This window comes from Hydrogenophaga sp. IBVHS1 (assembly GCF_002127265.1).
Classification (GTDB): Bacteria; Pseudomonadota; Gammaproteobacteria; order Burkholderiales; family Burkholderiaceae_C; genus Hydrogenophaga.
This window is the reverse complement of sequence record NZ_NFUU01000002.1, coordinates 14915-27871: the sequence shown is the minus strand read 5'-3', so window position 1 is coordinate 27871 and position 12957 is coordinate 14915. Positions and strand designations below refer to the sequence as shown.

At 64.1% G+C, this 12957-nt stretch carries 11 protein-coding genes; 2 read left to right on the top strand and 9 right to left on the bottom strand.

Going from position 1 to position 12957, the window contains the following annotated elements; genetic code table 11:
* Positions 1 to 69: 69 nt before the first annotated feature.
* On the bottom strand, positions 70 to 1080 hold the full coding sequence (locus CAP37_RS14900; RefSeq protein WP_086125034.1) for a hypothetical protein: 1011 nt from the start codon (positions 1078 to 1080) through the stop codon (positions 70 to 72).
* A gap of 44 nt (positions 1081 to 1124) precedes the next feature.
* Here CAP37_RS14900 and CAP37_RS14895 point away from each other — a divergent pair, with 44 nt between their 5' ends.
* Positions 1125 to 1742 (top strand): hypothetical protein, encoded by a 618-nt coding sequence (locus CAP37_RS14895; protein ID WP_086125033.1) that lies wholly within the window; start codon positions 1125 to 1127, stop codon positions 1740 to 1742.
* Positions 1743 to 1933: 191 nt separating this feature from the next.
* Here the strand turns inward: CAP37_RS14895 and CAP37_RS14890 are convergent, their stop codons facing one another.
* The 5 genes from CAP37_RS14890 to CAP37_RS22070 all read right to left on the bottom strand — a co-directional run bounded on the left by CAP37_RS14890 (position 1934) and on the right by CAP37_RS22070 (position 6126).
* Positions 1934 to 2746, bottom strand: a complete 813-nt coding sequence (locus tag CAP37_RS14890) for a hypothetical protein (RefSeq protein WP_086125032.1) — start codon at positions 2744 to 2746, stop codon at positions 1934 to 1936.
* 159 nt (positions 2747 to 2905) lie between these two features.
* On the bottom strand, positions 2906 to 3715 hold the full coding sequence (locus tag CAP37_RS14885; protein WP_086125031.1) for a hypothetical protein: 810 nt from the start codon (positions 3713 to 3715) through the stop codon (positions 2906 to 2908).
* Positions 3716 to 3852: 137 nt separating this feature from the next.
* The gene (locus CAP37_RS14880; protein WP_143435948.1) at positions 3853 to 4218 is read right to left on the bottom strand and encodes a hypothetical protein; all 366 of its coding nucleotides are present in this window, start codon (positions 4216 to 4218) and stop codon (positions 3853 to 3855) included.
* A 152-nt stretch (positions 4219 to 4370) separates the two neighbouring features.
* On the bottom strand, positions 4371 to 5852 hold the full coding sequence (locus CAP37_RS14875) for a site-specific integrase (protein WP_256927014.1): 1482 nt from the start codon (positions 5850 to 5852) through the stop codon (positions 4371 to 4373).
* Between the two features lie 34 nt (positions 5853 to 5886).
* A complete protein-coding gene (locus CAP37_RS22070; protein ID WP_086125029.1) occupies positions 5887 to 6126 on the bottom strand; it encodes a hypothetical protein in 240 nt (79 codons plus the stop codon).
* A gap of 150 nt (positions 6127 to 6276) precedes the next feature.
* Here CAP37_RS22070 and CAP37_RS14865 point away from each other — a divergent pair, with 150 nt between their 5' ends.
* Positions 6277 to 6492, top strand: a complete 216-nt coding sequence (locus CAP37_RS14865; RefSeq protein WP_086125028.1) for a helix-turn-helix transcriptional regulator — start codon at positions 6277 to 6279, stop codon at positions 6490 to 6492.
* A 395-nt stretch (positions 6493 to 6887) separates the two neighbouring features.
* On the opposite strand, the gene CAP37_RS14860 is transcribed toward CAP37_RS14865, so the two are convergent.
* Genes CAP37_RS14860 through CAP37_RS14850 form a run of 3 tightly spaced genes read right to left on the bottom strand, consistent with a single transcriptional unit; the run spans position 6888 to position 12873 of the window.
* Positions 6888 to 10007 (bottom strand): efflux RND transporter permease subunit, encoded by a 3120-nt coding sequence (locus tag CAP37_RS14860; protein ID WP_086125027.1) that lies wholly within the window; start codon positions 10005 to 10007, stop codon positions 6888 to 6890.
* Complete coding sequence (locus CAP37_RS14855) at positions 10004 to 11602, bottom strand: efflux RND transporter periplasmic adaptor subunit (RefSeq protein WP_086125026.1); 1599 nt, start codon at positions 11600 to 11602, stop codon at positions 10004 to 10006. The genes CAP37_RS14860 and CAP37_RS14855 overlap by 4 nt, the downstream gene beginning before the upstream one ends.
* Complete coding sequence (locus tag CAP37_RS14850; RefSeq protein WP_086125025.1) at positions 11599 to 12873, bottom strand: TolC family protein; 1275 nt, start codon at positions 12871 to 12873, stop codon at positions 11599 to 11601. The genes CAP37_RS14855 and CAP37_RS14850 overlap by 4 nt, the downstream gene beginning before the upstream one ends.
* Between the last annotated feature and the right edge of the window lie 84 nt (positions 12874 to 12957).

The window sequence follows — 12957 nt, the reverse complement described above, 5'->3', positions numbered from 1 at the left end:
CCGGTTTCCGCTATACAAGAGAGACCGAACTGAGTGTGGCGCATCGGCCGCAACACGCAGGCTTTCCGTTCATTGTCCACGCATGGAACGTCCGACGTGCAGCTTCTGATCAAACGAGTAAACGTGCTCCCTCGGTGAATTGTCACAACGTCCAACGATGCGGCCTTTGAACTCATCACCTCCGTCCTGCAGCAACACGAGCCCAGCGCACAAGGGACATGAGGCGGTGTAGCGAACGAAAGCGAACTCACCTTTCTTGTCGCCTTGTTTTGGGCGCAGTTCCAAGGTGACGTGATCTGCCTTGAACGGCACGAGGAACTCCGGGGCCATCACGATCCCCAGATCGGCTAGTTGACCCAGAAAATTGAAAAGGCGCATGACCGTCCATGCCGCGAAGCACCACAGGGCCAAGATCGAGATGTGCGCAGTGGTGAGCGGTGCGTTCCAGCGCAGGCCCAAGACAAATATCCACCAACCGCTCAGCACGACAAATGCCAGGACCAGCAGAACAGAAATTCCCGCCGAAATGACCAGCGGAAGTGTGTTGCGCAGGACACCGTTGCGCAACCCGGCCAAAAGCAGCGCCCCTGGAGCCGCCACAGCAGCTGGCGTGTATCGCAGCCCGCCCTCAGGCGCAGGTGTCTGATGGAGTTCACCCTCGTCCGCACCAATGAGTTCTGCAACCAGCTGATATCTGACGGGCGATCCCTGCAGCTTCTGGAGTCTTGGCATGAAGGCAAACCCACGCTGAATCGCAGTGGCCTTCAGGCCTGGCTCCCACTCGCTCTGCAGTTTCTCCAGTTGTTTCCACAGGGGGCTCATCCATGCACTGGCGCCTTTCGCCGAAGCGGGAGCCACCAAATCCTTCAACGGCCCAGTCTCGTATTCGATGTAGGGCAGACGGTCCCCCCTCTCGACAGCGAGTTTGGCCATGAGATGAAAGATCTGAGCCGCCTGGTTCCTGGATGACTGGCCGGTCTCTTCCAAGAATGTAAGCGCCACCTTACCTGCCTGAACAAGCTCCGGCTCTGCCGATTCGGACGGTACGAGGATGTTTGCGGACTGCACATCGAGGTTCATGCCTGTCAGCTTACCCGTACCGACACCAATTCAAGGAGTGCGACATGGGCAAGCAGGAAAAGGGCCGTTTCAGATCCAAGCGTAATGCGCGAAGGCGGCACAACGCGCGGCAAAGAATGCGTTCGCGCAAGACGATCAGCATTCACCGCAAGGCGATCGACCTGATTCAGCAGGAGCTTCTGGCGGGGAAAGTGACCATCGGGCGATTCCATGGCGGGGTGGAATGGCGAGCGCTGCAGCCATTGTTTGCTGAAGGGCTGTCGGTCACTGTTCGGGCCGAGGAGCCCTTGAAGATGGCTGGCCGCCGGTACATCCCAGACTTGGTGGTGCGTTGCCGAACCACGGGTAGGCTCGTTTTGGCCATTGAAGTCTGGCACACGCATGCGGTCTCTACGTCCAAGCGACAGGCCTACCAGATTGCCTGCATCCCCTGGATCGAGGTGCGCGCCTGGAGTGTCGTTTGCCGCCGCCTTGGGCAGGCTTTGCCGATTCTGGATTGGGGCGGAATTGTGGCAGTCGAGAGTCCATGCCAGCTCGGCCTTTTCGGCTCGGCACCAATCCCTCTCAAAATCCCAGAAAGGCCCATTGCGGTTTTCAGTGTTCGCAGCAGGCATTGGCAACTTCCGTCGCGAAGCCATTCATTTCCTCCCCCACATCTATAGGACAGCGACGAGCATGCGGTGTCGCGCAAACTTTATGAAAAATGGCCGCGACTCACAGGACTCATTACCAGCATGGTGCGGGGGTGGGAAGTCGCGCCGCCGCGACGTTTATCAGGACGCGGGGGGAGACGGAACCATTGATACGCTAAAAAACATTCATACGCTGTACAGCGTATGAATATTCAGCTCCTTCATTGCCCTTCCGCCTTGACAGAAATCTGCCGCTCCTCCCCGACGGTGCGGGCACACACGACCAGCCGCTCTTCGCAGATCACGCGTCTGCCGTTGCTCAGTGCAATCAACGTGAGCGGTGCACCCTTGTCAATCATCAGCACCTTGGCCACTGGATAGACACCACGATCGGTCTCCAACAGCCACGGATAACTCCAGTCGCTCGAGGAGTGAGCAGACACCAGGACGCCGATCGACTCCCGTTTGGTGATGTCCGCCGGAATGAAGATCTTGAATGCGTCATAGGCCAGGAACAGCAGCCCAGCGGTGATCACGAGGGACCCCAAGCCGAACCGGCTCGATTTGGGGCGAGGAGTTTCCACTGGGTCTGGCGCCGCGTCTTCCTCCTCGTCTTCAAACGCGTCCTCCTCGGCGCATGCCATCGCTTGTTCCTCCGCCTTCCAGGCCAGCATCCAATCGTGAAAGGCTTTGATCAGATCAATCTTTCTAGTCGACTCGCCTTGCGCCGGACGCAGCAGGATGTGAGAGCCGTCGGGACCCGCCAACATGGGGGTGGGTGGAGTAGTCAAAGGGACTGTTTGCCCCCAATGCTGTGTTTGCCAGTTGGGAAACGCTTCCCAGATGACCTTCTCAGGACGCACGCCGGATTTCAAGGCCAGCATGGCCGGCGTGATGTGCTCTAGGTTGTGCCCGATAAAGATGTTCAGATGTCCGGTCAGCTCGATGCGGATGTTTCCTCGCCACAATTCTTGGACGATCGTCTTGATTTGCTCCGTCGCGCCGTCCGGATTGGGTGGTGTCGTTTCAGTCATGTGATTTCCTTGCGATTTCTTCGTGATGCCGTTCTGATGCCGTACTGAGACCTCGTGATGTGCGAGGTCGCGTATCCAAAATCTCACGAAAGAGCTCCGTGTCAAGGGCGCGGCGCGAGGATTTTTTGAGGTTCTTCCGGCCGGGCCCGGCCTTGCGATTCAGGGGCGCAGGTACTTGACCGACAGCGCGCGCTCCTGGACGGTGACGGGCCACAGGTTGTGCAACGGGGTGACGGCCAGCGCCACGACGCCGGTCAGGCGCGCCACCTGTTCGGGATCAACCTCAAAGGCGGCGCGGTCCAGATTCAGCACCGCGCTGAGGGTGTCGGCCATGCCGGTGCTGCGGCGGGCGAGCTGGCGCAGAGCGTCGTGCAGCAGGTCGGCACGCAAGGCGTTCGGATCCGCCGGCAGCACCACGGGACGATCACCCTCTCCGTCTTCGCCGGTGCCTTCATCAGTGTTTTCATCAGCGCCTTGGTCAATCCCTTGGTCGATGGCATGTTTAGCGCCGCCCTGAGCGCCCCGCTCTCCACCGCCCGACTCGGCGACGGGGAGCAGCACGGTGAAGCGCGAGACGGGCGCCACGAACGCAGCGGTGAATGCCATGTCTGCCTCGCTCGGAGACAGCATGGGCGAGAGGTAGGCACGAACGCCTGCGTCTAGAGCACCCTTCCACGGCGTGAGCAACTCCAGCTGGCTCGCATGCAGACGCGGCTGGAGGTAGGCACGGCGGACCGTCGCGTCGCTGAGCGCGGTCTTGATGAATTCGATCAGCATCGGCGGCATGTGCAGGGGCAACTGCGCGTGCACCGAAGCGCACAGATCGGCGTTGGCCCAGTTCGGGTCGAACAGACGGCCCAGGCTCAGGCGCTGCGAGGTCACCTCCCTGGGGGAATTCTTCATGAACGCGGCGAACTCGGCCTGGTTGAAGGAAGTGGTGACGATGCGGTTGCGGGTAGGTTTGTTCATTTGAAATCCTGCGTTGTGTGGGACTGCGATTCGGATCGGGAGGAGACGGATGTGGCGGCGAGGCCTCGGTGCACGGACGCGGCCTGCTGCACCGACGAACAAGCTGGCTCAGCCGGCTGAGACCACTTGCGAAGGCTTCACGCTCGGCCAGAGGGTTCTTGCGGATTCCCCGCAGCGGGCTTCTGTTCGGTGTGGGCGTCCTTGCGGTCGATCAGGACGGTCGAGCGCAAGGTCACGTTGAAGTGGTGGCCCTTGTGGTCCATGACCACCTGAATGCGCTCCTTGCTGAACCAGTCCACCAGGGCGGCGCGCGCTGAGGGTTTGAGGCTTTGCGTGGCGGCCTCGGGGAGCGCGACAAAGGCGAAAGTCGACACACGGTGGACTCGGCCGGGAATCAAGCGGCGGGTCTTGGGCGTGGGGTGCTTGCGCCAAATCAGGCGAGGCTTGCCGTTGACACGGATCAGCGGAGGTTTGCTCGAGAAAATGAGGGTGCGAACTTGCATGGTGTGGTCCTTGAGGTGGATGCCCGCAGGCATCGCGAATTAGGGTCAAGACGTCAACTTCTGAAAAGGTCTGGGCAAAGCTCCGCCTCTCCTGCTTACCCGAGCGAACGTTCGGGCTGCGGCAGTTGGGGGGATCTGCGTGGTTGGGTTTGCTAGTCCTGCGGAGAACGTTCGGCGGATGTGGCTGAACGCAGGAAGGACAGCGGACTCAGTGATTGCGCCTTGGGCGTGTGCTTTCGGCGCGCAGTTGACCGGGGGAACAAGACCTCAACGAGTTGCTCGTTGCTGCGCGCCTCACCCTTTGCTGTGTCATCTGCGTGCTGATGCGACGCGGTAGGGGCGTACGGTGCACTTGCGTGGTCCACCCCCTGAGACGCGGCACTCTTGTCGGGTTGAACAGCTTCCGCACATTCGTGCTCCACCAATTCCACTGTCTGAGCTTCTTCGGGCAAGCGGATAACGTTCCCCTGCACCGGTGTCACCGAGATGTGCTGCTTGAGCAGGCGCTCCATCGCCGAGCCGTCGCGCCTCGTCAGGTTGGGCACGTAGCGGCTGTAGACGCGGAACAGCATCTCAGTGCTGGTGTGGCCGAGCTGGCGTGCGATCCACTCCGGCGCTTCGCCCGAGGCCAGCCACAAGGTGGCCGCGGTGTGGCGCATCTGGTAGGCCCGGCGGTGCGGGATGTCCAGGTGTCGCAAGAGCGGTGACCACACCCGGTTCAGAAAATTCTGGTTGTCGATGGGCGTGCCGTTGCGGTTGCAGAAGACGAACTCGGAGGTCTTGCCCGTCACCTTGAACTGCGCCTGCAGCGCATCGAACACCAGGTCGTTCATCTGGATGTCGCGCACACTGCCGTCGGTCTTGAGCTCGTCCTCTTCTTTGAGCACGATGGCCTCGCGCACCAGGATCAACCGGCGCTCGAAGTCGATGTACTTCCACTTGAGTCCGTGGGCCTCACCCGTTCGCATGCCGGTGAAGAAGCGCACGGTGAAGTACTGACGATAGTCCGCCCGCACGGTGGTGAGGATCTGCTGCACCTCGTCCAGGGTGAACGGCATCACGTCACTGCGCTTCATTTTGAGCGGCTTGATGTTGCGAAACGCAGAAGTAAACTCAAGGCGGTCGGCCGCTTCGTTAAGGATCTGGCGCAACGGCTTCATCACGGAGTTGATGCGACGGTTGGACAATGTGCTCTGGGATTTTCGGGTGGTTACTTTGGCGAGTGTTGCCCGAAATGCCAGTACGTCTGCCTTGGTGATCTGGCCGACCTCCTTCTCCCCGAAGTAGGGGATGAGGTACTGGTCGATCGACCCACGTTGCGTCACCTTGTAGCTGCGGCGCCAGGAGACTTCCGACTCCGAGAACCACATGTCGGCAAACTCCTTGAATGTGGGTGTGCCGGTGCGGGACATGGGGTTGCGCTGTAGTTCAGGCGTGCCCTCATCTGCTGCGGCCTCAGACACCGGCTGGCTGGATGGCAGCGGTTTTCCGAAGGTCTTCTGGTAGTCAAAGGTGCCGAGGGCGATCTCCGCCTCGACGCGATCGAGAGCCTTCTGCAAGCGCTTGCGGTTGGCCGCATTGTCCGCAAGCGATGTGTACTCGCGCAGTCGCTGTCCCGCATGACGAAAGTCCATGAAGAGCGTGCCTTTGCTCTCATGCCGGCGAATGCTACCCATGGAGCACACCCCCATTGGCCAAAGGAATCGCCTCGGAGCCCATGGCCGAGTGGTGCGCCATATCAGTCTCGATGTGCTCCCAGATGTAGAGCGTCTTGCGTCCACCGAATGGACGGATGTAATGACGGCCTTCAAGCAATACGCTGTCCTTCAGTCGATCTCGGATGGTTCTGCTGTCGTACTTGATGCGGGACGACAACTCATCAGTTGTCAGGTAGGTGCATGTGGACACTTCTCACTCCTTCAGGTTAATGGGACAATCAGAACAACAAAAGAGCATCCAAACGTCTTTTTTGTCATCCTGAATGGCATTATGAAGGAATAAATGCCACCTTCAAGTGTTTTTTGTCATCTTGAATGATTTTTTTCTTCGGAGCATGTCTTGATCAAGTGCCACCTGTCCCGCCTGATGGGAGAGCGAAAGCTCAAGATCAGCGATGTGGCGCGCGACACCGGCCTCCACCGCAACACCGTTACGCTGCTGTACCAAGAGACTGCAACGCGAGTTGATCTCGACGCGATCAACTCACTGTGCAAGTTCTTCGATGTCGACGTGGGGCAGCTGTTTGAATTCGTCGATGATTCAACCGAGTCGTAGTCGGCAGCATGCGACTCCGAGCCAACACCTGGATGTTGGCTCCACATGACCAAAGCGTTTCCCGATCCGACTGGTGCGGAAAACCCGAAGAAGCTTAAGGACTGGGTGATCGACGCGCCGAGCCGTCACTCAGCACTCATCAACGGAACCAGAGCTTTGCCAGCTATTCGGAGACGGCCATAAGGGGCGTCTAGTCGTGACGCTGCCTAGCCAGTGTGAGTCCGTTGTGCAGCGATTGCAGCCTTTGGGTTCATCCGGTTTCAAATACATGTCAGGTCAAAGGCGGTCGCTCATCAGCGTCTCCTAGACGGCTGCTTACGTACAAAGCAGTCGTAAATGGCGGGCCATTCCACTGGATTTTCAGTGCATCAAGCTGACTCTTAGGTTGTGGCGCCTCAACGCGGACGCCGCATCAACCGGTAAATCACGGGCACCACCAGCAGCGAGAGCAACGGCGCGCTGATCATCCCGCCGATCATGGGTGCTGCGATGCGCTGCATCACCTCGCTGCCGGTGCCCATGCCCCAGAACAGCGGCAGCAAGCCGGCCACGATGGTGGCCACCGTCATGGCCTTGGGCCGCACCCGCAACACCGCGCCTTCGCGGATGGCTTCCAGCAACGACAGTTCATCGGTGCGCCCGGCGTCCAGCCGCTCCTGCCAGGCCTGCTTGAGGTAGATCAGCATGATCACGCCGAACTCGGCCGCCACACCCGCCAGCGCAATGAAGCCCACCACGCTGGCCACCGACAGGTTGTGCCCGAGCAGCCAGAGGAACCACACCCCACCCACCAGCGCGAACGGAAGCGTGGACATGATCAGCAAGGCTTCGTCGAAGCGGCGGAAGATCAGGTACAGCAGCACGAAGATGATCAGCAGCGTGACCGGGACCACCAGCTCGAGCTTGGCCGTGGCCCGTTCCAGGAACTCGAATTGCCCCGACCACGACACCGAGTACCCGGCGGGCAACGCCACCTGCTCGGACACCGCGCGCTGCATGTCCAGCACCGCACCACGCAGGTCGCGCCCGCGAATGTCCACGTACACAAAGCCGGCCAAGCGCGCGTTTTCGCTGCGCAGCATGGGCGGCCCCTCGGAAATGCGCAGGTCGGCCACGTCGGACAACACCAGGCGCTGACCGCCCGGCGCCACGATGGGCAACGCGCGCAGCTCGGGCAGCGAGTCGCGCAGCTCGCGTGGGTAGCGCAGGTTGATCGGGAAACGCTGCAGGCCCTCCACCGTCTCGCCGATGTTCATGCCACCCACGCTGCCGGCCACGATATCCTGCACATCGGCGATGTTCAGGCCGTAGCGCGCGGCGTCACTGCGGCGGATGTCCACGTCGATGTAACGCCCGCCCGTCAACCGCTCGGCCAGTGCGCTGCTCACACCGGGCACGTCTTTCACCGCGCGCTCGATCTCGCCGGTGAGGCGGTCGATGGTGGCGAGATCCGGCCCGGCCACCTTCACGCCCACGGGGCTCTTGATGCCGGTGGCCAGCATGTCGATGCGGTTGCGGATCGGTGGCACCCAGATGTTGGACAGGCCCGGCACGCGCACGGTGCGGTCGAGCTCTTCGATCAACGCCTCGGGTGTCAAGCCGGCGCGCCATTCGTTGCGCGGCTTGAACTGGATCGTGGTCTCGAACATCTCCAGCGGTGCCGGGTCGGTGGCGGTCTCGGCGCGCCCAGCCTTGCCGTACACGCTCTGCACCTCGGGAATGGTCTTGATGAGCCGGTCGGTCTGCTGCAGCAGCTCGGCCGCCTTGGCCGCCGAGAGGCCAGGCAGTGCCGTGGGCATGTAGAGCAGATCGCCTTCGTCCAGCGGCGGCATGAACTCGCTGCCCAGCTGGCGCAGCGGCCAGATGCTGACCACCAGCACCAGCGCCGCCACCACCAGCGTGAGCCTGGGCGCCTTGAGCACCGCGTCGAGCACCGGGCGGTACAGCGCAATGAGCGCGCGGTTCAGCGGGTTGGCGGTCTCGGCCGGAATGCGCCCGCGAATCAGATAGCCCATCAACACCGGGATCAGCGTGACCGCCAAGCCAGCGGACGCCGCCATGGCATAGGTCTTGGTGAAAGCCAGCGGTGCAAACAACCGGCCTTCCTGCGCCTCCAGCGTGAACACCGGGATGAAGCTCAACGTGATGATGAGCAGCGAGAAGAACAGCGCCGGCCCCACCTCGGCCGCAGCGTCGCCGATCACGCGCCAGCGCGGCTCGCCCTGCAGCGTTTCGCCCGGGTGATGGTGGGCCCAGCGCTCCAGGTGCTTGTGGGCGTTCTCGATCATCACGATGGCCGCGTCCACCATGGCGCCGATGGCAATCGCAATGCCGCCGAGCGACATCACATTCGCGTTGATGCCCTGCTGCTGCATCACGATGAAAGCCATCAGCACGCCCAACGGCAGCGACACGCTGGCCACCAGCGCGCTGCGCAGGTGGAACAAAAAGGCCAGACACACCAGTGCCACCACGATGAACTCCTCGAGCAGCTTCTCGCCGAGGTTTTTCACCGCGCGCTCGATCAGGCCCGAGCGGTCGTACACCGGCACGATCTCCACACCGGCGGGCAGGCTGCGCTGCAGCTCGGTCAGGCGGGCCTTCACCGCTTCGATGGTCTGCAGCGCGTTCTTGCCCGAGCGCATCACCACCACACCGCCCACGGCCTCGCCATCGCCGTTGAGCTCACCGATGCCGCGCCGCATCTCGGGCCCGGTCTGCACCCGCGCCACATCGCCCAGGCGCACCGACACACCGCTGGCGCTGGTGATCAGGGGGATGGCGCGAAAGTCGTCCAGCGTCTTCAGGTAGCCACTGGCGCGCACCGCGTACTCGGCCTCGCCCAGCTCCAGCACCGAGCCCCCGGCCTCCTGGTTGCCCCGCGCCACCGCCTCGGCCACCATGGCCTGCGTCACGCGGTAGGCGGCCATCTTGTCGGGGTCGAGCACGATCTGGTACTGCTTGACCATGCCGCCCACGCTGGCGACCTCGGCCACGTCCGGCACGGTCTTGAGCTCGAAGCGCACGAACCAGTCCTGCAGGGCGCGCAGTTGCGCCACGTCCTGCCCACCGGTGCGGTCGACCAGCGCGTACTGGTAGATCCAGCCCACGCCCGTGGCGTCGGGTCCAATGGATGAGGAGGCGCCGCGCGGCAGGCGCGCCTGCACCTGGTTGAGGTACTCCAGCACGCGCGAGCGCGCCCAGTACGGGTCCACCGCGTCTTCAAACAACACGTACACGAAGCTGTCGCCGAACATCGAGAAGCCGCGCACCGCGCGGGCCCCCGGCACCGAGAGCATGGTGGTCGTCAGCGGGTAGGTGACCTGGTTTTCCACGATCTGCGGCGCCTGCCCGGGCCAGGTGGTGCGGATGATGACCTGCGTGTCGGAGAGGTCGGGCAAAGCGTCCAGCGGCGTGCGCTGCAGGGCCACCACGCCCCAGGCGCTGAGCAGCGCGGTGGCCAGCAGCACGAGAAAGCGGTTCGCGATGCTCCAGCGGATCAGCCCGGCGATCATTGGCGCGGCTCCGGTGCCACGCGCTGCAGGCTGGTGATGCGCGGTACATCGCCGTCCTGCATTTCAAACTCGATCTGCAGCCGGTCGCCGGCTGCCAGATCGCGGGGTTGCTGCGCGCGCGGCGGCAATTTGAAGTCCATCTGCATCTGCGGCCACTTCAGCGCCGCAATGGGCGGGTGTGTGAGCGTGACGGTGTCTCCGCTGAGTGCGTCGATCACTGCATCGGTGGTGTAACGCTGAGCTGTGGGCGCAGGCTCCTGGTTGAGACGCGCCTCCAGCCCACGCAAGCTGGCTTCGGAGTCGATCAAAAACTGACCCGAGAGCACCACGCGCTGCCCCATCTGCAGGCCAGCGCTGATCTCGGTCTGGCCACCCACTTCCAGGCCCGCGGTCACCTGCACCGGGCGAAAGCGCCCGCCGTCTTCGGCCACCATCACCACGCTGCGCCGCCCGGTGTGGATCACGGCGTCGCTGGGCACCAGCAGCGTGGCTGCGGCCTTGGGCCGGTCCAGCCGCATGCTCACCAGCATGCCGGGCACCAGCCGGCCTTGCGGGTTGGCCAGCTCCACCCGAGCGCGGATGGTGCGCGTGACCGCGTCCACCTCGGGCAGCAGCGCCTGCACCTGGCCCTCGAACGTCTGGCCCGGCGCGCCGGGGCTGGTGGTGCGCACCCGCGCACCCGGCTGCAGCAGCGCGGCCTGGCTCTCGGGCACGGCCCCCTCGGCCCACACGGTGCGTGTGCCCTGCAGGCGCATCAGCGTCATGCCTGGCATCACGGTCGCACCCTCGCGCACCATGAGTTCGCTCACGATGCCGGCGATCGGAGCGGTCAGCGTGAAGCGAGGCTGCACCACGCCCGAGCTCACCACGCGCTGGATGTGCGCCGGTGTCATGCCCGCCTGGCGCATACGCTGTCGTGCGGCATCCTTCAATGCGTCGGTGCCTTCGCCGCTCAGGCGGGCCAGCGCCAGGTATTCCTCTTGCGCGGCCACCCAGTCGGGCACGTAGAGCTCTGCGAGTGGTGCGCCAGCGGCCACGCGGTCCAGCGCCGCTTTCACATGCAGTTTCTCCACAAACCCCATGGCGCGCGAACTCAGCTCCACCCGCTCACGCTCGTTCCAGGCCACGTTGCCCACCGCCGTCACTTCCGACACCAGCGAGCCCTCCACCACCGGCGCTGTGCGCAGCCCCAGGTTCTGCTGGATGCGCGGGCTCACCGTGACGCTACTGGCATCGGCCGCGTCGCTGCCGGCGTAGCGCGGCACCAGCATCATGTCCATGAAGGGCGACTTGGCCGGTGCCTCGAAGTTTTTGCCCGGCACCATCGGGTCGTGATAGTTCAGGATGCGCCGGCCCGTGACCGGGTCCACGTCGCCGGCCTTGAGCGATTCGCGGATGTGCCGGCGCGTGGCGTCTTCGCCTTGCGGGATGGTCCAGAGCGACGGGTCGTCGCTGGCGGTGGTGGCCGCAACCGACTGAGGCGTCCCTGTGGTGTGGCCCATGCCCTGCTGCATGCCCAGCCACCAGGCACCCGCGCCCACGGCAACGAGCAGGGCCACAGCGGCCAGCGCGACGAAGGATGTTTTTTTGTTCATGGTTTCACTCCGGTCGAGCTGTCGGGGATGAGGTATTCAAGTTGCGCCCACAGGCCGGCGGTTTCACGCTCCAGCGCCAGACGCTCCAGTGCCAGGTTCAGCGCATCGCGGCGCGCCTGCAGCACGGCGCCCAGGCCTTCGCGCCCGCCCCGATAGGCGGCCAGCGCGGCATCCACGCGCTGCGTGGCCAGCGGCTGGCGCTGCGCATCCAGGTAGACCAACCGGTCCCGCCCGGCGCGCCAGTCCTGCTGCCAGCGCTGCACCTGCAGCGTCCGCTCACGGGTCTGCTCCTCGCGCTCGGCCTCCAGTTCGTTCACACGCGCCAGGCGCGCGGCGAGTTCGCGTTGCTGGCGCTGCGGCCGGTCCCATTGCAGCGGCACCGACACGCCGACCGACACCATGTTGGAGAACTGCGAGCCGCGCTGGCTGAACATGATCTCCGCGCTCCAGTCGGGCTTGAGCTCCTGGCGGGCCACTTCGGCCTCGGCCCGGGCCACGGCCTCGCGGGCCTGCAGCGCAACGAGATCGGGCAGGTTGCGCCATGGGTCCGCTTCACCCACCGCTGCGGTGGTCTGCCGCATCGGCGGTGGATCGGCCAGCGGCTGGTCGGGCGGCCCACCGGTGAAGCGCGCCAGCGTGAGGCGGGCGTTGGTGCGCTCGGCCTGCGCGCCGATCAAACCTTGCTCCAGCTGGGCCAGCGCCTCGCGCGCGCTGAAGACATCGGCAATAGAAGCGCGACCGCCGCGAAGAGCGGCATCCAGGGTCTGCACCAGCACACGCGCCTCGGTGATCTGCGCCTGCAGCAACAACCAACGCTGCTCCTGCATGCGCCGCTCCAGCCAGGCCTGCGCCACCTCGGTCTGCAACATGGCCACGCGCTGCGCGCGTTCGCTCAGCGCCGCCTCGGCCTCGCGCTCGAAGCGTTCGCCCCGCGCGCGGCGCTTGTCTGCACCAGGCAGCGTCTGCATGAGCCCGATGGAGCGCATGGTCATGAAATCGCGCGTGGTACTGAAGCGCTCAGGCCCATTCACCGGCAGGTTGTCCAGCGACAGGCGCAGCACCGGGTCGGGTCGCTGCGCGGCCGCCACCGCCATCTCTCGCGCGCCCTGCGCAGCGGCGGTCGATGCGTCGAGGCTGCGCGAGCGTGCCACGGCGGCGCTCACCGCAGCGCCCAGGCTCAGGGGTTCATCGGCGGCAGCGGGTGTGATCAGCGCGAGCAGGCCAGCGAGGGCGAGCACGGCGCGTGCAAGAAAAAGCGAAGGGTGTTCCATCTCTGAGCTCCGGAGCAGGCACGCCCGGGCGCAAAAGCCCTGACAGCGCGCGACAGCAGCGCCACCGGCGGGTGGGCTGCGCTT